Raw genomic sequence first — 25,631 nt, 5'->3', positions numbered from 1 at the left:
TAAGCCCGCGCCGGCAACGGCGCGGGCTTTCTCATGTCGACGCAAAAGGCAGGCCCGCGACATGGCCGGTAACGCCGTCATGCGTCAATTCGGCGAGCGCCAGCGACTGGTCGAGATGCTCGGCCCGCCAGGCAAGGAGCTTTTCGGCAAGTTCCAGCCGCGCCGGCCGATAGGCTGGGTCGTCCGCGACGCTGGTCACCTCGCCGGCGTCTTTCTCGAGGTCGAAGAGCAAGGGCGGCAGGCCACCGCCGAAATGCACATATTTGTACTTTTCCGTACGGATGACGGCGAGATTGCACTGGCGTTGACCGATGCCAAAATACCGTTCGGCATCACCATCCGCGATCGAGCGGAAATCGAACTCCCAATGGGCCGCGTCGCGCCAGGCGTCCGGCTCCGTCGCGTCCAGGAAAGGCGCCAGCGAGCGGCCGTCGAGATGCGGCAGCACTTCGCCGCCAGTGAGCTCGAGCAAGGTCGGCGCCAAATCCACCGCCTCGGTGAAGCGGTCGACGCTGCTGCCGACAGCCTTTCGGCGGCGCGGATCGCGAATGATCAGCGGAATATGGAAGCTGCCGTCGAAGAAGCCGCCCTTGCCCAGCATGAAATGGTCGCCCATCATCTCGGCGTGGTCGGAGGTCAGCACGATGACGGTGTCGTCCCATGCATCGGCCGCCTTGACTGCTTGCCAGACCCGGCCAAGCTGCGCATCGCTCTCCGAGATCATGCCGTAATAAAGCGCCCGAATGCGGCGAAAATTATCGTCGCCCCAGTCGCGCACCTTGCCCGCCGAGCCGGGCCGGAATTTCGACCGTTCCTGCCGGTCAAGTTCATAGGCGAGATAAGGGTGGCTTGCTGCTTCGGCCTGCCAGCTTTCGGCGCGGTCAAAAGCTGGACCGATGGCCAGATCGTACATGGCGTTGTAGGCGCCGGCACGATGAAGGGTGGGTGAGGACTGATGAAGGAAAGGTGCGCGAACCACGGCGCATCGCGCTCCTGTTCGCCGAGCCAGCGGATAAATTCGCCGGCCAGGAAGGCCGACGGCGTTTCGTCCTTCGAATAGACGGGCGGGGCGTTGCTAACCCCGCCGTCGTTTTCCGGGATTTCACCCACCGGGAGATGGATGTCGGGGGAGCCGGCGCCGGCATCGACGCCGCGCGCCTTGAGCCATGACAGCCAAGGCTTCTGGTGCTCGGGCAGAAGCTGACGTACGGTGAAGCCGGGCAGCACGCCTTCATAGCTCTTCAGCTGCGGGTCGCCAGGCGCCAGCGTACGCGGATCGCGTGCCATATCAGTATAGCCGAACAGCGTCGGTTCATAGCCGAGGGCACGCGCCCGGAGCGCTATGTTGCCGTGGCGGGCGTCGAGCGGTGTGCCATTGCGGCAGACACGATTGTTCATCTGGTAGAGGCCGGTGTAGAGGCAGGCGCGAGCCGGCGAGCAAGGCGCGGCGCCGCCATAGTGCTTCTTGAAAAGAATGCCCTCTGCAGCCAACGCGTCGGCATTCGGCGTTCTTACCACCTTGTGGCCAGCAGCCGATAGGCAGTCGCCGCGCCACTGGTCGCAGGTGATCAGGAGAATGTTGGGGCGTTTTCCAATCAACCGCTATATCCTCATGCCGGCTACGTCGCTCATGGAGCGCAATTTCGGCGAATATGCAAGCCGGTCCAGTTTGCCGAATGGTGAACAAAACCTGTTTGATCGTTCACTTTAACAGCACAGTCCATTCTGTGTTTGCCATCTTTGCAGCCAGGAGCCGGATCCTCATATTTGCGTGGACAGCGGCAAGGGCCGCACCAGTACAAGGGAAGGAGCAGAAACATGCTCGACCAGGTCAAGGGCCTGCATCACGTCACCTCGATGGCCAGCGACGCGCGCCAGAACAATGAATTCTTCACCGGGACGCTCGGCCTGCGGCGGGTCAAGAAAACCGTCAATTTCGACGCGCCCGACGTCTACCACCTCTATTACGGCGACGAGGTCGGCATGCCCGGCTCGGTGATGACCTATTTCCCCTTCCCCAACATCGGCAAGGGCCGCCATGGAGTCGGCGAAGTCGGCACAACCACTTACTCGGTGCCCGAGGGCACGCTCGGCTATTGGGAAAAACGGTTTGCCGAGCAAGGTGTCACAGGGCTTTCTCGCGAGGAGACGTTCGGCGAGAAGCGTCTTGCCTTCGCCGGTCCCGACGGCGACGGTTTTGCGCTGGTCGAGGACAGAGCGGACAGCCGAGCGCCCTGGGCCAAGGGTGGCATTCCCACTGACGAGGCGATCCGCGGCTTTCACTCAGTGTCGCTCAGGCTGAAAGATAGTGGCGCCACCGAAGAGCTGCTGAAATTCATGGGTTATGAGGAGGTCGACAAGTCCGGCAATGTCAGGCGGCTAACGGTGAAGAACGGCAACGGCGCCGATGTCGTCGATATCGAATCGCTGCCAGGGGCCGGCTTCGCCAATCTCGGCGCCGGCTCGGTCCACCATGTCGCCTTCGCCGTCGAGAACCGCGCCAAGCAGCTCGAAGTGCGCAAGGCGCTGCTCGATACCGGTTATCAGGTGACGCCGGTAATCGACCGCGACTATTTCTGGGCGATCTACTTCCGCACACCGGGCGGCGTGCTGTTCGAAGTCGCTACCAACGAGCCCGGCTTCGACCGCGACGAGGACACCGCCCATCTTGGTGAGGCGCTGAAGCTGCCGTCACAACACCAGCATTTGCGGCCCTATCTCGAGCAGCATCTGCAGAAACTGGAAGACTGAGGGCAACGTCGTGAGTAAGGATTCGTATATTCACAAGGTGCTGCCCGGTTCGCCTGATGGACCGCTGCTCTTCGTCTTCCATGGCACCGGCGGCGACGAGGCCCAGCTTCTGTCGCTTGGACGCGATCTTGTGCCGCAAGCGACGATCGTCGCTCCGCGCGGCGATGTTTCGGAACAAGACGCTGCACGCTTCTTTCGCCGCGCCGGCGAGGGCGTCTACGACATGGGCGACCTCACGCGAGCGACAGAGAAGATGGCCGGCTTCGTCAAGGCACATGTCGAGGCGGCAAAGCCATCTTCGGTGCTCGGCCTCGGTTACTCCAACGGCGCCAACATCCTGGCCTCGGTGCTGTTTGCCGAGCCGTCGCTGTTCGACGCAACGGTGCTGATGCATCCGCTGATCCCGTTCGAGCCGGAGGTCAAGGGCAGCCTTGGCGGCAGTCACATCCTGGTCACCGCCGGCAGGCGGGACCCGGTCTGTCCGCCTAATTTGACGGTGCGGCTCGAAGCCTATTTGCGCGCCGATGGCGCCGATGTCACAGTCGAGTGGCATGACGGCGGCCATGAGGTGCGGCCGAGCGAGATCGAGGCGGCGCGGCGGTTGTTCGCCGTGGCGCCGGACGAAAGGACCGCAAGCCATGTCTGACCTATTGCCGGAGATCGAACTGGAGGACCGCGGCTCGAAGGGCCGCTATCTCCTGCGTGGGCCGGGCGGCGCCGAGGCGGAGATGACTTTCACCAAGATCGGCGAGCACCAGATCATCATCGACCATACCGAAGTGCCGGATGCATTTCGCGGCCAGGGCGCGGGGCTTCGCCTGGTCACCCGTGCCGTCGAGGATGCGCGTGCGGCGGGCAAAACGATCATCCCGCTTTGCCCGTTCGCCAATGCCCAGTTCCGTCGCCATCCGGAATGGGCGGACGTGCTGAAGCGGTAAGAGACAGCCATCGATGAATGACAGGAGAAAGGGTGCGCGGCTTTACCGCGGGCCTCTTCGGCCATTGGAGGCGTACAAACACAGCGGCAACATGCGGGATTTGCGGAGAGCGCCCGTCTTGCCTAAGTATTGCCAACAAACCGGCTCGCCGTCTGCGGCCCGACCACTTCAACCGAATGGCCCTCCATGACCGAATCCGATCTCGTTCCCGTCTTCGACGGCCACAACGATACGCTGCTCAGGCTCTACCAGTCGAAGGATGCGGACGTCGAAAAGCTGTTCGTCGAGGGGACGCCGGGTGGCCATATCGACCTGCCGCGCGCGAAGAAAGGCGGATTTGCCGGCGGCATGTTCGCGATCTTCCCGCCGCCTGTCGAGAAATCCAAACGCGGCTCGGTGCCGCTGGTGCCGAGTGACAGCGAGCCCTTGCCGCCCGAGGTTCCGCGCGCCGATGCGCTCAACTCCACCATGGCGATGGCCTCGATCCTGTTCAGGCTGGAGCGGGCTTCGGCGCTCACCGTTTGCCGCAGCGCCGGCGACGTGAGGAAGGCGATGGCGCAAGGCTCGATCGCGGCGGTGTTCCATATCGAAGGGGTCGAGGCGATCGATCCTGAGCTCACCCTGCTTGACGTCCTCCACGCAGCCGGCCTGCGTTCGCTCGGTATCGTCTGGAGCCGTCCCAATGCCTTCGGCCACGGCGTGCCGTTCCGTTTTCCGTCGTCGCCCGATACAGGGCCAGGGCTGACCGATGCCGGCAAGGCGCTGGTGAAAGCCTGCAACCAGCTGAAGATCATGATCGATCTTTCGCATCTCAACGAAAAAGGTTTTCGCGACGTCGTCGAAATCAGCGATGCACCGCTGGTCGCGACCCACTCCAACGTGCACGCGATTTGCGGCCATTCGCGCAACCTCACCGAATGGCAGCTCGGCGCAATCCGCGACTCGGGCGGCATGGTCGGGCTGAACTTCGCCACCGGGTTCCTGCGTGAGGACGGCAGGATGAACGCCGACACCAGCCTCGACATCATGGTGCGCCATGTCGATTCGCTGCTGCAGGCGCTGGGCGAAGACGGCGTTGGCCTCGGCTCGGATTTCGACGGCGCCATGATTCCTGCCGTGATCGGCGACGTTGCCGGCCTGCCGAAGCTGCTCGACGCGCTCGCAGCACGCGGCTTCGGGCGCGCGTTGATCGAGAAGATCGCCTATCGCAATTGGCTCAGTATGCTGGAAAAGACCATCGGCTAGGGCACCCAAAAGTACGCTCCGCTCCGGTTCTCGGAACCCACAATTTTCGACTCGGCCTGACCTGAATCTCAACACGCCCCAGGGCGAGTTATTCAAAACCTATGCGTTTAAGCCAGTCCTGGCCAATGCCGCGATCGCGGATGATCGGCAGCGGATCGGTCGAGTCCAGCCTCGCACAAATGCGGTAGACCTCCAGCGTTTCAGCGCTCATCTCGCCGCGTTTGTAGAAGAACATGGCCGCGGCATAGCGGGTGCGGCCCGACCATTTTTCGCCGAGCGGCGTGTTGACCAGCTGCCACTGTTCGGCGGCTTCGGCGTCATCCTCATGACGTTCGGCTTCGTCGGACATGCTCAGAAATCCGCGGGCGGATTGGCGGTGCGGCGGTCGAGCCTGACGAACGGCCGCGCCACGATTTTGGCCCGCTTCATCAGCTTCTGGTACTGCAGCTCGCGCATGGCGTAGATCTCGACCCAGAGGTCGTCGACGATGGTCTCGCCGAACGGCCGCGTCAGCGAGGCGATGGCGATGTTGCGCTTGGCCATTGGCGACCACATGGCGGCGCTGACCAGCCCGACCTCCTGGCTTTTCCTGTGGTAGACGATCGCGTGCTCGGCCGGGATATTGCCCTCGATCTGCAACCCGACCAGGACATGGCGAAGACGCTTCTTCGCCCGTGCGTGGAGTATTGCGCGGCGGCCGTTGAAATGACCCTTTTCCAAGGAGACCATGAAGCCGAGGCCGATCTCGTCCGGCATGCGCAGGCGATCGGCGCGGATGGCATGCTCGGCGGTGACGAAATCTGCATTGGCGACGATCAGCCCGGCTTCGAGCCGGGCGCGGTTCAATGCGGCGTAGCCGATGGCGCGGATGCCGCGCAGCTCGCCGGCCGTCATCAGCCGATCCCAGAGGCTGAGCGCCTTATCCGTTTGCACGAACAACTCGTAGCCGAGATCGCCGGTGAAGCCGGTGCGCGAGATGGTGATGGTGACGCCGTCATGCGGAAACTCGGCGAGGTCGAATATTTTCAGTTTTTCTATACCTGCAAAACCTGCATCGCGCAGCACGGCAAAGGAGGTCGGGCCTTGCAAGGCGAGGCCGGCGACGGTTTCGGTCTCTTCTTCAACCGCCACGTCGAAGCCAATGGCGCTGTCCAGAAGCCACGGCAGATGCCGCTCCTGCGAGCACAGCCGGAACCGTGTCGGCGATAGCCGAAACAACGTGCCGTCGTCGAGGACAAAGCCCTGATCGTCGCACCAGGCGGTGTAGTTGACGCGGCCGGGCTTCAGCCTAGTCACGTCGCGCAATGTCAGGCGGTCGAGGAAGGTCTCGGCATCCGGTCCCTCGATGCGGTACTTCGTCATCGGCGAGATGTCGAACAGAGCGGCCTGGCTGCGGATGGCGAAATATTCGAGATCCTCGTCCCATAGGGAATGTGGGGCGCGATAGCCGGCCCAATTGTACCAGTCGTTCGTCTTCGCCAGCGCATCAATGCGCGCCTGGAACGGCGTGTCGAGGCGCAAACTGCGGAAATGGGATTGTGCCGCGATGCGGGCATCGGATGGGCCAATGGGCTGATGGTTCATCACGGCGTTCTTTCGCCGTGGAGCACGGTCTTGGCTCGTTGCACCATGACAGCTACCCCCTCACCGTAATGATGCGCCTTGCGGCATTCAGGCCCGGCACGCCGGAGACCCCGCCGCCCGGATGCGAGCCGGCGCCTGCAAGGAACAGCCCGTCCACCGGCGTGTCGTAGCCGGACCAGCCGGAGATCGGCCGTGACATCAGCATCTGGTCGGCCTGCAGTTCGCCGTGGTGCCAGTGCCCACCCGGCATCCGGTAGCGCGCCTCGATGTCGGCCGGCGTCAGCAGGTCGGCATGGAGCACGCTGCCGCCGATTCCCGGCGCATAAGCCTCGAGTTCAGCCATCAAGACTTTGAGGAATTTCGGCTTGCCGACGCTCCAGCCCTCTTTCAAGGCATAGGGGGCGTATTGCACCACCGCGGACAGCACGCAGGCCCCCTCGGGCGCGAGCGAGGCGTCCGACAGCGAGGGCAGCGTGATCTCCATCACCGGTTCGGGTGAGAACTCGCCATATTTCGACGGGTTGAAGGCGCGCTCGACATGATCGGTCGAGGGCGCGATGACGAGACGGCCACGGTGGCCGGCGGCATCGACGCCGACGAATTGCGGTGGCTGGTCGAGCGCCAGATTGAGCTTCGCAGCATCGCCCTTCATGCGGATATTGCCGACCTTGCGAACGAAGCCGGTGTCGACTTCACGCGGGCCGACAAGGTCGACCATGGTCGTCGCCGGGTTGATGGCGGACACGACCGTTGTCGCGCGGATTTCCTCGCCGCTGTCGAGCAGCACGCCGACGGCGCGGCCCTTCTCGACGATAATCTTTGCCACCGGCGTCGCGGTGCGGATGGTCACGCCGGCCTGTTGCGCCGATGCGCGAATGGCGGCTATGACGGCGCCCATGCCGCCCTTCGGCAGCATCTGCGCGCCGGCGGAACCGCCGGTCTCGCCGGCCAGGCGGTAATAGAGACCGAGCAGCGAGGTCGGCGAGCGCGGGCCAAGATGGCTGCCGAGCGTAGCGTCGAAGGCAAGCAGGCCCTTCAGCCGGTCGTCGGCAAGCTGCTCGTCGAGCAGGTCGGCAACGTTCATCAACAGCACGCGCAGGAAATCGCGCATGTCCTCCTTGCCAAGCTTCTTCAGCGCCAGTCCGGTTTGGCCGAGCGCTGCCGTGTTGGCGAGCGACATGGCGCCGAGATCGGGCGGCCGGCGTGACAAGAACAGCTTCAGGATGCCGGCGTAGCGCAGCAGCTGTGCCCGCAACTCCTTCCAGGCGGACTGCTCGGCAGGACTGGTGCCGGTCAGCACCTCGCCATAGGCGCCATGCAGGAAAAGCGGCGGACCGCTTTTCGCCAGCACCACCGACGGCGCGAAGTCGCCGCGTGCGACCTGCAGCCCGTGCTTCTCCAGCTCCAATACCTTCACCACATCGGGGTGCAGCCGGTTCAGCAGATGGGCGATCGACGAAACACGAAATCCGGGCGCGAATTCCTCCGTGCGCGCGGCGCCGCCGACCTCGCCGGCGGCTTCCAGCACCAGCACCTTGCGGCCGCTCTTCGCCAGAACGGCGGCGGCAACGAGGCCATTATGGCCGCCGCCGATGACGACAACATCCCATTTGTCAGATGACGTCATGGGCCGGGCTCATATGCTGATTTGGCTTGGCGAGATCACGCAGGATCTCGGCGGCGGCATTGCGGCCCGGCGCGCCCATGACGCCGCCACCGGGATGGGTCGAGGAGCCGCAAATGTAGAGTCCATCGACCGGCGAGCGGTATTGTGCGTAGCCCGGCACGGGGCGGTTGAACAACAACTGGTCGAAGGTCAATTCACCCTGGAAGATATTGCCTTCGGTGAGGCCGACCTCGGCCTCGATCTCGCGCGGCGTGCGCACTTCCATGTGGACGATGCGGTCGCGGAAGCCCGGCGAATAGTCCGATATCTGCGCGATCACGCTTTCGGCAAAGCCGTCGCGGTCGGCGTCGGTCCAGCCGCGGCCGTCCACCTTCGGTGGCGCATATTGCACGAAGCAGCTCATGAAATGCTTGCCGGGTGGAGCCATGGTCGGGTCGAGCGTCGTCGGGATCACCATGTCGAGGAAAGGATCGGCCGACCAGCGCCCGGCCTTCCAGTCGTCATAGGCACGCTCCATGCGCTCGATCGAATCGGTGAAATGCATGTCGCCACAATAGACGGGCGAATCCTTCGGCAGCGCCGGGAATTCCGGCAGTGAATCGAGCGCGATGTTGACCTTGCCTGACGAGCCGCGGATCTTGAAATTCCTGACCCGGCGCAGGAAAATCTCGGGCAATTCCTTTTCCTCGACCAGCTTGAGGAAGGTGCGCTTCACGTCGGCGTTGGAAACCACGAGCTTGCCGTATATTTCCTCGCCGCCGGCCAGCACCACGCCATTGGCCTTGCCGCGCCGGATCAGCACATGGTCGACCTCGGCGCCGGTACGGATGGTGCCGCCCGAAGCCTGGAAGGATGCGGCGAGCGCCTCGGTGACCGCGCCCATGCCGCCGCGCGCATAGCCCCAGGCGCCGACCGAGCCGTCGACCTCGCCCATATAATGATGCAGCAGGACATAGGCGGTGCCGGGCGACATCGGCCCGAGCGCGGTGCCGATGATGCCGGACAAAGCGAAATTCGCCTTGATCACGTCGGTCTCGAAATATTCGTCGAGAAAGTCGGAGATCGACATGGTCCAGAAGCGCAGCGTCAGCGCCATTTCCTCCGCAGTGAGCCCCGTGAACTTCTTGCCGAGATAGAGCAGTTCGCCAAGGTCGCGCGGCCGCAGGCTGGTCGGGTCGGGCGCCGTGCGCATCAGCAGCGGCTGGATGAAGCGGCACTGCCGCGTCACGTCGCGGGCATAACGATCATAGGCCTCGGCATCGCGTTTGGAGAACCGCGCGAATTCGCGCCGGTGGGCATCGTGGTCGCGGTAGTTGGCGAGATAGTCGCCATCGCGGGTGAACACCGCGCCGCCCTCATAGGAGATCACCTGCAGGCCGAAGCGCGGCAGCTCGAGGTCGCGCATGATCTCCGGGCGGAACAGCGAGCAGACATAGGAGCAGTTGGAATAGAGGAAGCCGGGCGTCAGCTCGCGGCTGGTGGCGGCACCACCGACCCAGTCGTTCTTCTCGACGACCAGCACGTCGAGCCCGGCACGCTGCAGGTAGCAGGCATTGACCAGCCCGTTATGCCCGCCGCCGATGACGATCGCGTCCCAGCTCTTCACTTTGGCCCAGCCTTCATCGTGCCCGACCTTCTTTTCGTGTGATGCGCCCCCAATAAGCCGAATTTCGCACGAAGACGGTCATCCTGTCCAACCATATTGAATGAATGTTCAACAAATGATGTTGCGTTTTCGTGTTTATGCGCTAGGCTTTGGCTCATTCGAGGATAGCCTTGGGACCAGGGTTTGATGATCGAAACGGCAGAGGCCGAACCGGAGTATGACGACACCGCCATCCGCTTCCTCGAGGCGTTGTGGGGCGACGGCTATTTGTCGCCGGGTGGGCCAGAAGAGGTCGACCGGGTCGTCGAAGGGCTGTCGCTTGCGGGCAAGACAGTCCTCGACATGGGCTGCGGTTCCGGCGGCATCACGCTGCATCTCATCGAGCGTCACCGCGCGGCCCACCTCACAGGCTTCGACGTCGAACGGCCCGTGATCGAGACGGCCAGGAAGCGGGCCGCTGCGCGCGGGCTCGCGCGTCGCGCCGATTTCATCCAGGCGGCGCCAGGACCGCTGCCTTTTGCCGACGGTGCCTTCGACGTCGTATTTTCCAAGGACGCGCTGCTGCACGTGGCGGACAAGGATGCATTGTTCGCCGAGATATTCCGCGTCCTGAAGCCTGGCGGCGTCTTTGCCGCGTCGAACTGGATGATCTCGCATGATGGCGAGCCGTCGCCCGAGATGAAGGCCTATGTCGCCGCTGAAGGCCTGTCCTTCGCCATTGCATCGCCGGCCCGCTATGTGCAGGCGATGCGCCAGGCCGGCTTTGCCGACATCACCGTGCGCGACCGCAATCCCTGGTATCGCGAGATCGCGGGGGAGGAGCTGAACCGCTTGAAGGGGCCGCTCTACCCGGTGGTCGCGGCTGCCGTCGGCGCGGCCTATGTCGACAAGAATATACGAACCTGGGAAGCCATGCAGAAGGTGCTTGACACAGGCGAGCACCGTCCCACTCATCTTCGCGGCCGAAAGCCGGTTGGCTAGCCGGCGATGCGGGAGACCATCAATCCCATGAAGACAACAGAGGCGCGCGAAGCCCTCCTCGAGGCGACGCGAAAGAGCGACACCGAAAAGCGTGGCCGCAAGGCGTCGAAAGAGACCAGGCAGCTTCAACTGATCGAAGCGACGATCGATTCACTGGCCAAGCGCGGCTATTCGGATACGACGATGGCCGACGTTGCCGACGGTGCCGGCCTGTCGCGCGGCATCGTCAATTTCCATTTCGAAAGCAAGGAGAAGCTGCTCGTCGCGACTTTGCAATACATGTATGACGAGTATTCGGCGCATTGGCGCAGCGCCTTGCAGAAGGCCGGCGATGATCCCGCCCGCCAGTTGCAGGCATTGGTCGCGGCCGATTTCGACCGCTCGATCTGCAACAAGCGCAAGCTGGCGGCCTGGTGTGCGTTCTGGGGCGAAGCCAAATCGCGGCCGACCTATCAGGCGCTGAGCAGCGCACGCGACGCCGTCTATCAGAACATCTTTATCGACCTTTGCGCGACGCTCAAGCAGAGCGGCGGCTATTCTTATGAGCCGCAGGTGATGGCGCTGGCGCTCAGCGCCATGCTGGAGGGACTGTGGCTGCGGCTGATGATGGGCACCGAAGACACCACGCGCGAGACTGCGCTGCAGGCCGCGAACGCGTTCCTGTCCGCGGCATTTCCCAAGCATTATCCGTGGCCGACAGCCGGCGGTGCCAAGCCGGCGTGAAACAATCAAAAGAGGATGGAACAGCAATGAAGACAATGACGCGACGCCCGACGCTGACATTGACGCTGACATTGGCATTGGCCGGAGCGCTCGCCGCTTCGGCGGCGGCGCTGGCTGCGGACAGGGATCTCGTCGTGTTCGACTGGTCTGGCTACGAGGAGCCCGGCTTCCATCCGAAATATGTCGAAAAGAACGGCGATTCGCCGACTTTCACCTTCTTCGGCGACGAGGACGAGGCGTTCGAAAAGGTCCGCTCCGGTTTCAAGGCCGATCTTGGCCATCCCTGCTCGCAAAGCGTGGTGAAATGGCGCGAGGCCGGCCTGCTGCAGCCGCTCGACACCTCGAAGATATCAGGCTGGAAAGACCTCAATCCCGGCATAATGGCGATGAAGGATCTCGCCACCACCGCCGACGGCAAGGCCTGGTTCATGCCTTGGGACTGGGGCAACACGCAGCTGACCTACAATTCCGACAAGATCGATGCGAAGGACGTGCAGTCGTTGAAGGCCTTCGCCGATCCGAAGTTCAAGGGCCGGGTTTCCGTCGGTGACAATGTCGACGACGCCTACGCGCTGGCCAGTCTCGCCATCGGCCTGAAGGACTGGACCAAGATGACGGATGACCAGTTCAAACAGGCATCAGGCTTCCTGCGCCAGGTGCACAAAAACGTCCGCTCCTACTGGACCGACTCAACCGATATCGTGCAGCTGTTGAGCGGCGGCGAGGTCGATCTCGCATGGGCCTGGAACGACGCGACGGTGCAGTCTGTCGCCGCCGGCGTGCCGATCAAGGCCAAGAAGGACACCGACGAGGGCATTTCGACCTGGGTCTGCGGCTATGTGCTGTTCAAGGATGCGCCCGGCAATGCCGACAAGGCCTATGATTATCTCAACGCCGTCAACGATCCGGAAGTCGCCAAGGTCCTGGTCAAGGACTGGGGCTACGGCCAGGCCAATGCCAATGGCATGGCCGGCGTCGACCAGGTGGTGCTAAAGGAGAAAGGCTATGACGACGTGCAGAAGTTCGTCGACAAGACGCTGTTCCAGTCGCCGGTTCCATCCGATCTCAAGCTCAAGATGATCGCCGAGTTCGAGAAGATCAAAGCCGGCTATTGAGCTCTCCTCGCTTGGCCCGTCTGCCCACGGACATAGCGGGCGGACGGGCTCGCCAAAGCTCCCGAATTCTCCTAACGTCGCCGCGGTGTTTCCCGCGATGAGGAGCTTTGCGCCATGAATTCCGTGCTTCGCCGCCTGGCCATCGCCGCGGCCTGCGCAATCGGCGCAGGCACAGTCGCGGCACTTGCGGCAGGCGGCGGCGACCTCGTGGTGTTCGACTGGTCGGGCTATGAGGACCCGCTGCTGCATCCGGCCTACACCGCCGAACAAGGCGCCGAGCCGACCTTCGCCTTCTTCGGCGACGAGGAAGAGGCCTTTCAGAAAATGCGGGCCGGCTTCAAGGCGGACATTGCGCATCCCTGCTCGCAAAGCGTGGTGAAATGGCGCGAGGCCGGCATGCTGCAGCCGCTCGACACCAGCCGTATCGCCGGCTGGAAGGATCTCAATCCCGGCATCATGGCGATGAAGGATCTCGCCACCACCGCTGACGGCAAGGCCTGGTTCATGCCTTTCGACTGGGGCAATACGGCCCTGCTTTACCGCACCGACAATGTGACGCCGGATCAGGCGCAGTCGCTCAGGATCTTTGCCGATCCGAAGTTCAAGGGGCGCGTTACCATTGGCGACAATGTCGACGACGCCTACGCGCTGGCCAGCCTGGTCATCGGCCTCAAGGACTGGAACAAGATGACCGACGCGCAGTTCAAGGACGCCTCGGCATTTCTGCGTGACGTGCACAAGAACATCCGCTTCTACTGGACCGACGACACCGATATCAATCAGGCCTTCTCCGGCAACGAGGTCGATCTCGCCTGGGGCTGGAACGAGACTTTCGTCACCCTCAAGGGCCAAGGCGTGCCGATCGCCATGAACCGCGATACCAAGGAAGGCCTGTCGACATGGGTGTGCGGCTATGTGCTGATGAAGGACGCACCGGGTGATCTCGACCAGGCCTATGATTTCCTGAACGCTGTCAATGCGCCTGCTGTATCCGACTATCTGGTCAAGACGTTCGGCTATGGCCATGGCAACGCCGCTGCCATGGCGGCGATCGATCCCAAGATCCTGGCCGAGCGCGGCTTCGACGATCTCGACAAGTTCCTCGACAAGACGCTGTTCCAGCAGCCGGTGGCGCCGGAGCTCAAGCAGCGGATGATCGCCGAATTCGAGAAGATCAAGGCCGGCTATTGACGTCCGAGATCGAACGAGCCGAGGTGGTCGTCGTCGGCGCCGGCTTCACCGGCCTGTCGGCGGCGCATGAGCTGAACAACGCTGGCGTCGATTTCGTGCTGCTCGAAGCCCGCGACCGCGTCGGCGGACGCGTCGAAGCCATGCCGAACGGGCTCGGCGAGCGCATCGACAGCGGCGGCCAGTTCCTGTGCGAGGACATGCCCGAACTGATGGCGCTGGTGCGGGCACGCGGCAAGACGCTGGTCGGGACGCATTTCGCCGGCGAATTCATCACCCAACCGCGGATGAGCGAGGCGCAAGCCGAGCGCACTTATGGCACCGCCATGCGAATACGCGAGCGGATGAACGCGATTGCACCGGACGATCCGGCCATTGCCGGTTTGACCGTCGCGGCATGGCTCGATCGCCAGAATGATCCCGATGAAGCCAAGGCGGTCTTTCATTCGCTGATCGAGGGCCTTTGGTGCCTGGCAATGGAAAGGCTGCCGCTGTGGTACCTGATCGACAACGACCGCCGCATCACCAACGAGGTGTCGGAACTGCAGTATTTCGTGCGCGAAACCATGCATTCGCTGGCAGACGACCTGGCCCGCGACCTCGGTGGTCGCCTGCGGCTGAACACGCCGGTCAAGACCATCGAGCGTCGAGCGGAAGGGGTTCGCGTCGTCTCGGCCGCAGGCTCAATCGAGGCGCGAGCGGTGCTGGTCGCAGTCCCGCCGATGATGGCGTCGAGACTGGATTTCGTACCGCTGCTGCCGGCTGCGCTGGAAGCAGCGCTCGGCGTCTGGCAAAGCGGCGCGGTAATCAAGATGCTGGCGCGTTATCCCACGGCCTTCTGGCGCGACAGGGGCTTGAGCGGCATGGTGATGTGGCGCGATCCGCACGGGCTTTTTGCCTGCGACGCCGGCAATGACGACGGTCATCCAGCACTTGTCGTCTTCATCGGCGGGCCGCTGGCCCGGCGCTGGCGCGAACTGGGCGAGGCGGAACTGCGCGCTAAGGTGACGTCAAAACTGGAGCAAGCGCTCGGCGCCGAGGCGGCCGGCTTCTCCGATCTCAGCTACCGTGACTGGACGGACGATCGCTGGAGCGGTGGCGGCTACAGCGACCTTATCGTCGATGCGACGGCAACCAATGCCGAACGCATCATCCGCGCCGGCGCGCCGCCGGTCCATTTCGCCTCGTCGGAGCTGTCGCCGTCATTCCCAGGCTATGTCGAGGGTGCAATCGTCGCCGGGCGAAAAATGGCGCGGCGGTTGATCGAGGAGATCTGAGCGGTATGAAAACGGTCTCGAAGATCGTACTCACCGGTGCGGTCATGGCAGTTACAGGATTTGCGGCTGGCTATTATTCGGCGCCCCACCCAATCGAGATTGGTGAACTCGACAATACCTTAAAGAAGGTCTGCGAATACTCGGCAAGCTCACTTAAAGCTGACCTTCAGGGCGGCTGGCCGATCAACTCATTTGCTGTTTGGAAGTCCGGCGACCGTGCGCATTATCACGTGCTTAGCCAATTGGGTAATCTCAAGTGCGGGTTCGACCCGGAGCTTACAGTCGTCTATTTGCAGAACCATGGATTGGTCGACATTGATGATCTTAAAATGCTGCTGGAGGATTCAAAGAAGGCAGGCGACAATCGATTAAGTGACTATCTGTCCGCCGAATTGGAGGTGAGATAGCGTCAATCTGCCATCGCCACCAAGGCCTCTGGGTCGTAGGCGAGGCGGATCGTGGTGCCGACCGGAATGTCGTCGGCGCCGAAGTCGTTGGTCTCGGTCACCGACAACGGCTTTTCCAGCCCTGGTATCTCGACGATCAAATGGGTGATCTCGCCAAAATAATGGCGCTCGACCACCTTGCCGGCGACCTCGAATTTTGCCGTCGCATCGTCCCACAGAACGCGCAGGCGCTCGGGCCGGATGCCAAGCGTCGCGGCGGTGCCATTGCGCACAAAAGCTTTCGGCTTGTCGGTCTTGACGCGGCCGAAGCCCAGCGTGTCGAGCACCAGCGAGGCGCCGTTCTCCTCGACGATCTCCGCTTTGACGAAATTCATGCCGCCGAGGAAGTCGGCCACCTGGCGATTGACCGGCCGCTGGTAGATCTCCTTCGGCGATGCGACCTGCGCAATCATGCCGCCGAACATCACTGCGATGCGATCCGACATCGCCAGTGCCTCATATTGGTCGTGGGTTACCAGGACAAAGGTGATGCCGACCGCCTGCTGCAGGCGGCGCAGTTCGACCTGCATCTGCTCGCGCAGCTTCTTGTCCAGCGCCGACAGCGGCTCGTCGAGCAAAAGCACTTTTGGGCGCATCACCAGCGCGCGAGCCAGCGCCACGCGCTGGCGCTGGCCGCCGGAAAGCTCGGTGGCGAGCCGCTTGCCGAGGCCGGTCAGCGACACCTGGGCGAGGGCTTCCTCGACGCGGCGCCTTTCCTCCGTGCCGGCCAGCTTCAGCCGCTTCAAGCCATAGGCGACGTTCTGCTCGACATTGAGGTGCGGGAAGATGGCGTAGTTCTGGAACACCATGTTGGTCGGCCGGCCGTTGGCGGGGATGCCTTCCATCGGTTGGCCATCGACGGAGATCGAGCCGCTGGTCGGGTTGTCGAAACCGGCAATCATACGCAACAGCGTGGTCTTGCCGCAGCCGGACGGGCCAAGCAGCGAAAAGAATTCGCCCTCCCTGATGGTCAGCGAGGCGTCGTCCAGCGCCTTGAACGAACCATAGCTGCGCGTGACGTTGCGGATCTCGATCATAGAGCGCTCGATTTGGGGCCGCTCAGGCATGGAGGCCTCCCTCGTTCTGGGTGCGTCTGGCCGCGCGGCGGCGCAGGATTTCGGCGATGGTCATCAAAAGAAACGAGGCAACCAGCAACAGCGTGCCCAGCGCCAGCACGCCGGGCAGTTTCGCGGCGAAACGCAACTGGCCCCAGATATAGATCGGCAGTGTAGCCTCGGTGCCGGTCAGGAAGAAGGCGATGAGGAACTCATCGAGCGAAATGGTGAAGCAGACGAGCAGGCTTGAAATGATCGCCGGCGCCACCATCGGCAGCGTCACCCGCCGAAACGTGCCGAAGGCGCTCTCGCCGAGATCGGCGGAGGCTTCCTCCAGGCTGCGGTCGAAGCCCTCGAAGCCGGCGGTCAGCACCGTCATCGAATAGGGAACGCAGACCAGGACGTGGCCAAGCACGACGGTGAACAGCGACAGGCTCAAACCGAGTTGCAGGATCACCAGTAGCAAGGAGATGGCAACGATGATTTCGGGCAGTACCAGCGGCGCCATGATCAGGCCGTTGATGGCGCGGCGGCCGGGATAGCGGTAGCGGGTGATCGAGCGCGCGGCGAGGATGCCAAGAACGGTCGACAGGATGGAGGCCGATACCCCGACGACCAGGCTGTTCCAGGTGGCGTCGAGCAGCGCCGGCGTGCGCGGCAGGTCGTGGTACCATTTCAAGGTGAAGCCGGAGAGCGGGAATTTCGGCGTCGCGGCGGTGTTGATGGAGAAGATCGGCAGGAAGATAACCGGCAGATAGAGAAACACGACGTAGAGGAACGCATAGGCCGGCAGCAATCGGCCCGGCAGCAAGCGGCGCATCGCCGTCATCGCGCCGGCCTCATCGCGCCAGCCTCATCGTGCCAGCCGCTGGGCGGCACGGATGATCAGAACCGTGGCGCCTGCGATCAGCGTCACAACCAGCATCGTGGTGACGGAGAGTGCAGCACCCAGCGGCCAATTGGAGGCCTTGCCGAATTGCGCCTGGATGGCATTGGCGATCATGACGCCGTCCTTGCCGCCGACAAGCTTCGGCGTGACGTAATCGCCGACCGTCGGGATCATGACGATCAGCGCTGCCGAAATGATACCGGGCGCCGAAAGCGGCAGCGTCACGCGCAGGAAGGAACGGACAGGGCCATCGCCGAGGTCCGTGGCCGCCTCGACCAGCGTGCGGTCGATTTTTTCCAGCGAGACGAAGATCGGCAGGATGGCGAAGGCTGCCCAGGCGTGGGTCAGCGTGATGATGACGGCAGTCGAATTGTAAAGCAGCGCGGTCGACGGCTCGTCGATGATGCCAAGGCCCATCAGGCCGGAATTGAGCACGCCATTATAGCCGAGGATGACCTTCCACGACATTACCCGCAGCAGATAGCTGGTCCAGAACGGGATGGTGATCAGGAACAGCCACAGGCCCTTGTGGCGGCCGCCGTGGAACGAGATGAAATAGGCGATCGGATAGGCGAGCACGACCGTGAAGAAGCTCACCGTCAGCGAGATGTAGAGCGAGCGCCACAGCAGGTCGCGATAGATCGGCTCGGTCAGCGCAAGGCGGTAGTTTTCAAGCGTGAAGGTATGGTCGACAGTGAGGTAATTCTGCGTCCAGAAGGAGTGCGCGATGACCGCCAGGATCGGCAGCACCAGAAGTATCAGCGCATAGACGAAGGTCGGGCTGATCAGGGCAAGACCCTGAACGGGTTCTGATTGCAGAAGGGCGTTTCGCCTCGCCCGCGTCATGCCGAAAGCGGGCGACCCTTCCGCGGCCACCATCATTGCAGGCCCTCGGGCAGGGTCTCCGGCGTGATTTCGGTTGCTGGCGCGGACTGTCCTGCCATGCGGCATCCCATTGCTGAAACCGGCTATCTGTTCCCACTTTATGCCCAGGGCGCAATCGTGCTCCGAGCTTGCCGGCTTTCTTTCATCATGCGCGCATCGGCGGATTGAAATCAAGCGCTATTTCTGCAATATTGATTGAACGGCCATTCAAAATGAACGAAGAAAGCCGAGCTTTCCTGGAGCGTGAACCAGCTTCGTGTCCGGTGAAATTGCGGCATACAATGCGAGGCGAAGATGGCGGCGGCAAGAGACATCACTTCGACCGAAATGGCTGGAGCCGGCGCTCAGGATGCCGTCGAACTGGCCAAGCGCCATCTTGTCCAGCCCTGGCCGTTCGCCGGCTCGGTCGGCGCGGAGGCACGCGCCCTGATCGGCGCGGGCGAGGGCATCTACATCACCGATGCCACCGGCAAGCGGCTGATCGACGGACCGGCGGGCATGTGGTGCATCAATGTCGGCCACCGTCGCGAAGAGCTCGCCAAGGTAATGTACGACCAGGCGATGGCGCTGTCCTACAACACGCCGTGGTACACGATGAATGCGCCGTCGGCGGAACTGGCCATGCGAATCGCCGGCCACGCGCCGGGCGATCTCAGCCATGTTTTCTTCACCACGGGCGGCTCCTCGGCGGTCGAGACGGCGCTGCGCTTTATGCAATTTTACAACAATGTGCGCGGCCGCCCGGAAAAGAAGCTGATCCTGAGCCGGGGCGGCGCGTATCACGGCTCGACCTATCTGTCGGCCTCGCTTAACGGGCGTCCGCGCGACCGTGACTGGATGGATGGCGCAGACGAGCTGGTCGTCAAATTGTCCTCACCCGATCCGTTCCGCCGTCCGAAGGGCATGAGCGTTGCCGCTTTCACCGATGCGCTGGTCGCTGAATTCCGCGATATGGTCGCCCGTGTCGGCGCCGACAGGATCGGTGCTTTCGTCGGCGAGCCGGTGCAGGCGTCGGGCGGCGTCATCGTGCCGCCGGAGGGCTATCTCCAGCGCATCCGGACGATCTGCCGCGACAACGACATCCTCTATATTTCCGACGAGGTGGTGACCGCCTTCGGCCGGCTTGGCCATGTCTTTGCCTCCGGCGAGGTGTTCGGCATCGAGCCCGACATGATCACCTTTGCGAAAGGGGTGACCTCAGGCTATTTCCCGCTCGGCGGCGTCATCCTTTCGGAACGGCTGCTGGAGGAGCTGCGCCGCTCGAACCATCCGGACGCCATGTTCGGCCATGGCCTGACCTACACCAGCCATCCGGTCGGCTGCGCGGTGGCGCTGAAGAACCTCGATATTCTGGACGAAAGCGTGCTGGCCCATACGCGCGAGGTCGCGCCCTACTTCCAGGCGCAACTGAAGACGCTGGAGGAATTGCCGGTGGTCGGTGAGGTGCGCGGCATGGGGCTGATGGGCTGCGTCGAATGCGTCGCCGACCGCGACAGCAAGGATCCACTGCAGCTCGACAAGGATGTCGGCAAACGCATCGACGCGCATTGCCACGAGCTCGGCCTGTTGGTCCGGCCGCTGATTAACATGTGCGTGATGTCGCCGCCATTGATCATCACGCGCGAGCAGATCGACGACATGGTGTCGATCCTGCGCGAAGGCATTTCGCGCACGATGGACGATCTGCGCCGGGAAGGCGTCTGGCGGGGATAAGCGTTTATCGCCGGCAATCTCGCCATTGCTGACAGCGGTCGTTCGCGCTTACGATGTACGGCAGGGCCTCGATCGCCTGCATCTGGCCGCATCTCTGGGAAACAAACATTGACCGACCTATCGGACCTGTTCGGCCTCGCCGGCAAAACCGCTTTCATCTCCGGATCGAGCCGCGGAATCGGCTTTGCCATGGCGAAGGCGCTGGCGAGCGCCGGCGCGACGGTGATCATCAATGGGCGGGACGAAGACCACGTTCAAAAGGCACTCGGATCGTTGGCCGAATCCGGTATCCAGGCGATCGGCTCCACCTTCGACGTGACCGTGGCTGAAGACGTCGAGCGTGAAATCGGCAGGCTGGAAGCAGAGCGCGGCCCGATCGATATTCTCGTCAACAATGCCGGCATGCAGCACCGCGCGCCATTCGCCGATTTCCCGCTCGACATGTTCGACAGATTGATGCGGACAAACCTTTACAGTGCATTCTATGTCACCCGGCCGGTGGTCCGCTCGATGATGGCCCGCAAGACCGGGTCCATAATCAACATATGTTCGGTGCAAAGCGAACTGGGGCGTTCCTCGATCGTGCCATACACGGCATCGAAGGGTGCGATGAAAATGCTGACCAAGGGGCTTGCCACCGAGCTTGGCCCACACGGCATCAGAGTCAATGGTATCGGCCCAGGCTACTTCCGGACAGAACTGAACGAGGCGCTGGTGCAAGACGCCGAATTCTCGCGCTGGCTGGTCGGGCGCACACCGCTGGCCAGATGGGGCGAAGTCGACGAACTGGGCGGCGCCGCGATCTTCCTCGCATCCAATGCATCGAGCTTCATGACGGGCCAGATCATCTATGTCGACGGCGGCATGACCGGCTCGGTGTGAGCGCGGGCGTCGCGGTCGCTGTTGGGGCACGATCAGGGCGCCGCGCCGCCATCCTTTGGCTAGCTTCGGCGACCCTCATCTCGACACGTCCAGCGCTGCTGAACATCCTTATACGATGGCCCGGTCCCAACCGCCATAATGCGCGGCGCTGCGCGTGCCGCGCGGCAGGCTGAGCCCGACCAGCAGCGCTCCGATCGCCAGATTGGCTAGGCTCGCCGCCGCACCGCCGGCGAGGATAAAGGGAGAGAGGGCGATCCAGGCTCCAAGCGCGATGTTCAGAAAGCGGACGGCGCGCGCCACTTCGGCCATCGCAGTAACGGCGACCATTATGACCAGGCAGCCGGTGACATGGTCGCTGAAGTAGAGCGGCGGGCTTGTGCCGAAGGCGAGCGGCGTGATCATCAGCAGGGCGCCGGCGAGGGTGCTGGCGACTAGGGTCCATGGGAAGTTCACACCGCCGGTGACGAAGTCCCGCGCCACTTCCGACAGCGGCCGGTCGAGATCCGGCGCCGGCGTCTGGTCCTCCGAAAGTGCCGGGCCTCCGCACCAGAATGTGCGCCAGAACGGCTCTCCCGCCTGTTTCGCACGCCAAAGATACTGGCAGCTCGCCAGCACCTCGTCGACCGAATAGGGGATGAGCACGACGGTGACGGCAGCCTGGACGATGCAGAGCGTGCACAGCGCTCCGATGAGCGGCGGCTGGATGATGATGAAGCTGACGCTGACCACGCCGAGCGGGACGACCAGCAAGCCGAACAAAAGCACCATCCACGGTATCGTGCGCCAGCGGCGGCGGTCGCCGATCGCGCCGGCGAGGATGTCCAGCGCATAGGCAAAGGCGCCCAGCCCGGCATCGGCGATCGGAAAGCCCTTGGAGACCCAGGAGGTGACTACCGCCTCGCTGCCATTGCCGGCCGGCGTTTCGCCCGGGCCAAAGAACGGTTCCCAAAGGCCATCGATATGGCCAAGCTGATAGGCAGCGAGATAACGCGAGACGAACAGGCCGACAAAGGCGAGGCCGATTATGGGAATGCGCTGGGTGAAGAGCGAAGGCGAATAGCTCCAGCCGAGCGGCCGGTCGTCATCGGCGGCAAGGGCACGCCGGCTGATACCCGGCGTTGGCGGGACCATCACCGCGAACGCGACGATCAGCATGCCGGCCAGCGTGTCGGTCGCGTAGGCTCCGGCGCTGGTGGTCCAGAACAGGAGCGGCGCGAACATCACCCAAACCCCGATCGAGGCGGTGATCCATTGCAGTCCGCGCCAGCGCCGGCGCATGCCTACAAGCGCCAGCGACAGGATGGCGAGGCCGGATACGATCTCACTGATGCCGAGCCTTCCGTCGCGCGTCTCCGGCGAGGCGATCTCATGTCCGAGCGCCGGCGGAATCGGTGCTGAAGCGGGATCGAACAGGCCGAGCGTGAAGGGCGCCGCCACGAGCCACAGTCCGATGGCAACATTGGTCAGTGGCGCCCAGAGCGTTGCGGCCCGGTGGCGTTCGGTTTCCACCTCGACCTCGTCGTCCGAGCGCTCGAGCGGACGCCGCAGCCTTGCGGCGGCCTGGTCGAGCTCGGGCGCGGAAGCGGCGACCGCCGACGGTTCAAGCTTGTTCTTCTTGTACCAGTCGGTGGGATCCGCCTTCAGCCGCCGGATCATTTCCGGCAAGGTAGCGGTCAGGCTGTGCCGCGGCTTCCAGCCAAGCAGCCGCCTGGCGCGGGAGATGTCGATCTCGTAGTGATCGTCGGCGTTCTCGATCATCCATGGCTTGATGTCGGTCTCCTGGTCGAAAACCTTCTCCTGCATCCAGGCGCCGAGCTTCGTCACCTCCTTGGGCAGGGACAGGTCCGCCAGATCTCGCCATGCAGGAGCCGCCCAATCTGCTTCTGCATCTCGTCGTAGGACGGCGTCTGCTCTTCGCCGATCAGCAGTACGGTCTCGTCGGGAAGCTCGCTGCGCCGGTCGACGGTGCGCACTACGGCGTCGACGAGGTCGTCCAGGTGCAGGTAAGGCTGTCCGGTGGTGATGTCGCCGGTGAAAAGATAGGCGGTCGGCATGCGCTCGAAAATGCGGGCGATCTGCTGGGCGATGAAGGCGGCGTGGCAATCCTCGTCATAGACACCCGCCAGTCGCAGGATCGCAACCTTGATGTCGCCGTGCTCCTTCAGGATCAGTGTCTCGGTCTCGGCCTTCGATCTCGGATAGGCCCAGGCCGGATCGATCGGCGATCGCTCGTTGATCTTGGCGCCCTTCACCGGGCTCGGCGCATGCACCAGCAACGTGCTCGAAAACACGAACTGCTCCGTCTCGAGCCCCCTCAGCGCGTTCAGCAGCCGGCGCGTTCCCTCGACGGTCACCGTGCCGTATTTCGGATTATCCTCGCCGGTCGTGTCGTAATAGGCCGCGAGATGGATCACCGAGGCAATGCGGCCGCCACTCCGTTCGCGCACCTCGGCCAGCGCCTTCGCCGCGCTCGTATCCGAGGTAAGGTCGATCTCGATCGTCTCGACGCCGGGCAAGGACCGCCTGGCAACATCAAGGCCGATGATGTCGTGGCGCTCCGTCAGGCCGCGAGCGATGGCCTGGCCCAGAAACCCGCTGCTGCCTGTGATCAGGACGGTGGGACGGGTTTTGCCGGTCATGGCGAATCTCCTTGGCGGTAGCGAGATGAAAGGGGCCAAATGCTTTCAGTCGCACACTCGGAACCATGTTCGTTGAGAACGGTTCCCGATGAGGTGGCATCACGGAATGGATGCGCGCGGCGATCCGTCAGACCGACTGCCATTCGCTCCGGCGGATTGCATTCGTGCACAAGTGCAGGACGACTGCCATTGGCCTACCGGTCGCGAAGTGCAGCAGTCAGAATGTCGATCAGCAGCTTGCCGCAGCGACGATCTGGATCGCGGTCGGGATCATAGATCGTCACCTCCATCCCAATCACGCGTGAATCATTGCACCATGTGCGAAGAGCTTCGACGGCTTCGTCGGGCAAGACACCGCCGGCTTCCGGCGTATCGACAGCCGACATGATCTCGCTGTCCAGCACGTCGACATCGAAGTGAACGAATACACCCTCGACGTCCTGCCCTGCGACCGCGTCAAGCGCTACGCGTGCAGCATCGGCGACGCCGCGCCGCCGCACTTCAGCCAAATCCATCCGGTGAACATCGGTGTCGAAGACGGCCTTGGACGTGTAAGTCGCGGGGTCCTGCACATCGCGATAGCCAAACGCGACTACATCGGCCTCACGGACCAAAGGAGTGTGCTCGCCGAAATCGGTCAGGAGCTTCGGTCCATGGCCGGTCACGAAGGCCAAATCCATGCCCGCGGCTCCCTTTGAGGGCGAGGTATCCGGCAATTTGAAATCCGTGTGCCCATCGAAGAAGATAAGGCCGTAGCGGCCACGACGCCGTAGCGCTAGCGCGGGGCCAAGCAACACGCTGCAATCGCCGCCGAGTATGAGCAGGAACCCTCCCGAGTTCAGCTCCTCGCCGACGGCTTCGGCAAGCGTCTCGGAATACTGGCGCAGCGCCTGGGCATTGCGCACGCCCGTCGCAGGGTCCACCTCAGGCCGATAGGGCGGAGCCCGAACCGTGCGCAACGGACCGGCGCCCAAACGGTTGGCGAGACCAAGCGATTGAAGTACCTCCGGCGCCTTCCATGCGCCGGGCTCCGGCTCACCCTCCTGCGGCATCAGCCCAAGATTAGAGGGCGCGCCGAGCAAAGCGATATGTCTCGCCTGAGGGGTGGTTCGTGGCATTGTCGTGCTGGCTACTGAGGACATGATCAGAGTTCTCCGCGTTGTGGGCAATAGGCATCTGCTCAAGAAACAGGCTGCGCTTTCCTCCCGGTCTCCCGTCGGCTTTGCCGCCGAGTACCTCCGGGGCCTTGCCGCCGAGTACCTCTGGGTCGGTGTTACGCGTAAGGGAACATTTCGAGCGAAGACGTCGATGTTGTCCCGCAGATGCAGTCACTGATTCGCCTTGGGCAGCGGCACCGTCCCACGCTGCAGGAGCGGAGCTCGATACCGGTCGTTTGGGCCATATCGGGTTTCCTAGAGCCGAACTGCCATCTTTGAACTATGCGTGGTGTGCCCGCGTTCTGGCGGCCTTTTGCGCCGCCGCCTTCCTTCCGCTGGCGCCTTTCGTCTCGGCGGCTTTCTTTGCGGCTGCGGAACGCTCCTCAGCCGTCCGGCGCGAGGCCGCACGCTTTGCCTGCTGCGCCAGCGCCTCGTGCGACGCTGTGCTCTTCGGCTCGTGCTCGAGCACCTTGGAGACGGCTTTCGAGACCCGCGGGCGGCGTTTCGGCGTGCGTTCGCCCTGGCCGGCCTCATAGGCGTATTCGGCGCTTTTGCGCGTGCTCTCCTTCACCTTGCCCTTTTTGGGCGGGGGCAGGTCTACGCCTGCGCGTCTCGCCTCGGAAAGCCCGATGGCGATAGCTTGCTGGGTCGAGCGCGCGCCGTGCTCGCCGCGGCGGATTTTATCGATCTCCTCGTGCACGAACTCGCCGGCCTGCGTGCTCGGCGATTTGCCCTCGCGCTTGTCCTTTCGGGCCTTCTCGATGGTTTTCTTGTCCGGCATTGTCTTTCTCCCAACTAGGGGTTGCGACAGCCATTTGGGTTGCAGCTGCGCGCTGTTTTACGAGGACCTTAACGCGTTGAGGACGCAAATGATCCCGGGACTGGTGATCCAACCTCCAGCTGTCAGGACGTGGACACCGATCTGTCCGA

At 63.3% G+C, this 25,631-nt stretch carries 21 protein-coding genes and 2 pseudogenes; 12 read left to right on the top strand and 11 right to left on the bottom strand.

Annotated elements, in window-relative coordinates:
- Positions 1-31: 31 nt before the first annotated feature.
- Positions 32-1,599: pseudogene (locus NKH63_RS06080) on the bottom strand (alkaline phosphatase family protein).
- A 219-nt stretch (positions 1,600-1,818) separates the two neighbouring features.
- Between NKH63_RS06080 and NKH63_RS06075 the strand changes: the two are divergent.
- From NKH63_RS06075 to NKH63_RS06060, 4 genes are all read left to right on the top strand, one after another.
- Complete coding sequence (locus tag NKH63_RS06075) at positions 1,819-2,751, top strand: VOC family protein (RefSeq protein ID WP_023720910.1); 933 nt, start codon at positions 1,819-1,821, stop codon at positions 2,749-2,751.
- Between the two features lie 10 nt (positions 2,752-2,761).
- Positions 2,762-3,397, top strand: coding sequence for an alpha/beta hydrolase (locus tag NKH63_RS06070; RefSeq protein ID WP_352480848.1), 636 nt, complete (start codon positions 2,762-2,764; stop codon positions 3,395-3,397).
- Complete coding sequence (locus tag NKH63_RS06065) at positions 3,390-3,689, top strand: GNAT family N-acetyltransferase (protein ID WP_352476216.1); 300 nt, start codon at positions 3,390-3,392, stop codon at positions 3,687-3,689. The genes NKH63_RS06070 and NKH63_RS06065 overlap by 8 nt, the downstream gene beginning before the upstream one ends.
- Before the next feature lie 186 nt (positions 3,690-3,875).
- Entirely contained in the window at positions 3,876-4,934 is a 1,059-nt protein-coding gene (locus NKH63_RS06060) for a dipeptidase (protein ID WP_352917707.1), read from the top strand.
- 88 nt (positions 4,935-5,022) lie between these two features.
- Here the strand turns inward: NKH63_RS06060 and NKH63_RS06055 are convergent, their stop codons facing one another.
- From NKH63_RS06055 to NKH63_RS06040, 4 genes are read right to left on the bottom strand one after another with little or no spacing between them, the layout of a single operon-like run.
- The gene (locus tag NKH63_RS06055; RefSeq protein ID WP_023720906.1) at positions 5,023-5,283 is read right to left on the bottom strand and encodes a hypothetical protein; all 261 of its coding nucleotides are present in this window, start codon (positions 5,281-5,283) and stop codon (positions 5,023-5,025) included.
- A gap of 2 nt (positions 5,284-5,285) precedes the next feature.
- A complete protein-coding gene (locus tag NKH63_RS06050) occupies positions 5,286-6,518 on the bottom strand; it encodes an aminomethyl transferase family protein (RefSeq protein WP_352917706.1) in 1,233 nt (410 codons plus the stop codon).
- Between the two features lie 52 nt (positions 6,519-6,570).
- Positions 6,571-8,145, bottom strand: a complete 1,575-nt coding sequence (locus NKH63_RS06045) for a phytoene desaturase family protein (RefSeq protein WP_352480845.1) — start codon at positions 8,143-8,145, stop codon at positions 6,571-6,573.
- Positions 8,132-9,751, bottom strand: coding sequence for a phytoene desaturase family protein (locus tag NKH63_RS06040; RefSeq protein WP_352494202.1), 1,620 nt, complete (start codon positions 9,749-9,751; stop codon positions 8,132-8,134). Before NKH63_RS06040 ends, NKH63_RS06045 begins: the two co-directional genes overlap by 14 nt.
- Positions 9,752-9,937: 186 nt before the next feature.
- Between NKH63_RS06040 and NKH63_RS06035 the strand changes: the two genes are divergently transcribed.
- The 6 genes from NKH63_RS06035 to NKH63_RS06010 all read left to right on the top strand — a co-directional run bounded on the left by NKH63_RS06035 (position 9,938) and on the right by NKH63_RS06010 (position 15,442).
- A complete protein-coding gene (locus tag NKH63_RS06035; protein WP_352917705.1) occupies positions 9,938-10,732 on the top strand; it encodes a methyltransferase domain-containing protein in 795 nt (264 codons plus the stop codon).
- A gap of 6 nt (positions 10,733-10,738) precedes the next feature.
- Positions 10,739-11,455, top strand: coding sequence for a transcriptional regulator BetI (betI, locus tag NKH63_RS06030; protein WP_502896303.1), 717 nt, complete (start codon positions 10,739-10,741; stop codon positions 11,453-11,455).
- Between the two features lie 26 nt (positions 11,456-11,481).
- Positions 11,482-12,570, top strand: coding sequence for an ABC transporter substrate-binding protein (locus NKH63_RS06025; protein ID WP_352480842.1), 1,089 nt, complete (start codon positions 11,482-11,484; stop codon positions 12,568-12,570).
- Positions 12,571-12,684: 114 nt separating this feature from the next.
- Positions 12,685-13,761, top strand: a complete 1,077-nt coding sequence (locus NKH63_RS06020) for an extracellular solute-binding protein (protein ID WP_352480841.1) — start codon at positions 12,685-12,687, stop codon at positions 13,759-13,761.
- Positions 13,758-15,035: a flavin monoamine oxidase family protein gene (locus NKH63_RS06015; protein ID WP_352480840.1), complete on the top strand. Its 1,278-nt coding sequence runs from the start codon at positions 13,758-13,760 to the stop codon at positions 15,033-15,035. Before NKH63_RS06020 ends, NKH63_RS06015 begins: the two co-directional genes overlap by 4 nt.
- A 5-nt stretch (positions 15,036-15,040) precedes the next feature.
- A complete protein-coding gene (locus tag NKH63_RS06010) occupies positions 15,041-15,442 on the top strand; it encodes a hypothetical protein (RefSeq protein ID WP_352480839.1) in 402 nt (133 codons plus the stop codon).
- A gap of 2 nt (positions 15,443-15,444) precedes the next feature.
- On the opposite strand, the gene NKH63_RS06005 is transcribed toward NKH63_RS06010, so the two are convergent.
- The 3 genes from NKH63_RS06005 to NKH63_RS05995 are packed head-to-tail and all read right to left on the bottom strand — an operon-like array spanning position 15,445 to position 18,307.
- On the bottom strand, positions 15,445-16,518 hold the full coding sequence (locus tag NKH63_RS06005) for an ABC transporter ATP-binding protein (protein ID WP_352481109.1): 1,074 nt from the start codon (positions 16,516-16,518) through the stop codon (positions 15,445-15,447).
- Between the two features lie 22 nt (positions 16,519-16,540).
- A complete protein-coding gene (locus NKH63_RS06000) occupies positions 16,541-17,365 on the bottom strand; it encodes an ABC transporter permease (RefSeq protein WP_023720898.1) in 825 nt (274 codons plus the stop codon).
- 24 nt (positions 17,366-17,389) lie between these two features.
- Positions 17,390-18,307 (bottom strand): ABC transporter permease, encoded by a 918-nt coding sequence (locus tag NKH63_RS05995; protein WP_352480838.1) that lies wholly within the window; start codon positions 18,305-18,307, stop codon positions 17,390-17,392.
- A 297-nt stretch (positions 18,308-18,604) separates the two neighbouring features.
- Here NKH63_RS05995 and NKH63_RS05990 point away from each other — a divergent pair, with 297 nt between their 5' ends.
- Positions 18,605-20,023 (top strand): aminotransferase, encoded by a 1,419-nt coding sequence (locus NKH63_RS05990; RefSeq protein ID WP_352480837.1) that lies wholly within the window; start codon positions 18,605-18,607, stop codon positions 20,021-20,023.
- A gap of 108 nt (positions 20,024-20,131) precedes the next feature.
- Complete coding sequence (locus NKH63_RS05985) at positions 20,132-20,905, top strand: glucose 1-dehydrogenase (RefSeq protein WP_352494204.1); 774 nt, start codon at positions 20,132-20,134, stop codon at positions 20,903-20,905.
- A 108-nt stretch (positions 20,906-21,013) separates the two neighbouring features.
- Here the strand turns inward: NKH63_RS05985 and NKH63_RS05980 are convergent.
- From NKH63_RS05980 to NKH63_RS05970, 3 genes and pseudogenes are all read right to left on the bottom strand, one after another.
- A pseudogene (locus NKH63_RS05980) lies at positions 21,014-23,544 on the bottom strand (NAD-dependent epimerase/dehydratase family protein).
- Between the two features lie 194 nt (positions 23,545-23,738).
- Entirely contained in the window at positions 23,739-24,626 is an 888-nt protein-coding gene (locus NKH63_RS05975) for an arginase family protein (RefSeq protein ID WP_352855472.1), read from the bottom strand.
- 355 nt (positions 24,627-24,981) lie between these two features.
- A complete protein-coding gene (locus tag NKH63_RS05970; protein WP_023678569.1) occupies positions 24,982-25,482 on the bottom strand; it encodes a DUF6496 domain-containing protein in 501 nt (166 codons plus the stop codon).
- Positions 25,483-25,631: the final 149 nt, after the last annotated feature.

The sequence above is a fragment of the Mesorhizobium sp. M0960 genome (assembly GCF_040319055.1).
Taxonomy (GTDB): domain Bacteria; phylum Pseudomonadota; class Alphaproteobacteria; order Rhizobiales; family Rhizobiaceae; genus Mesorhizobium.
The sequence above is the reverse complement of the archived record's forward strand: the minus strand, read 5'-3'. Positions and strand labels throughout refer to the sequence as shown.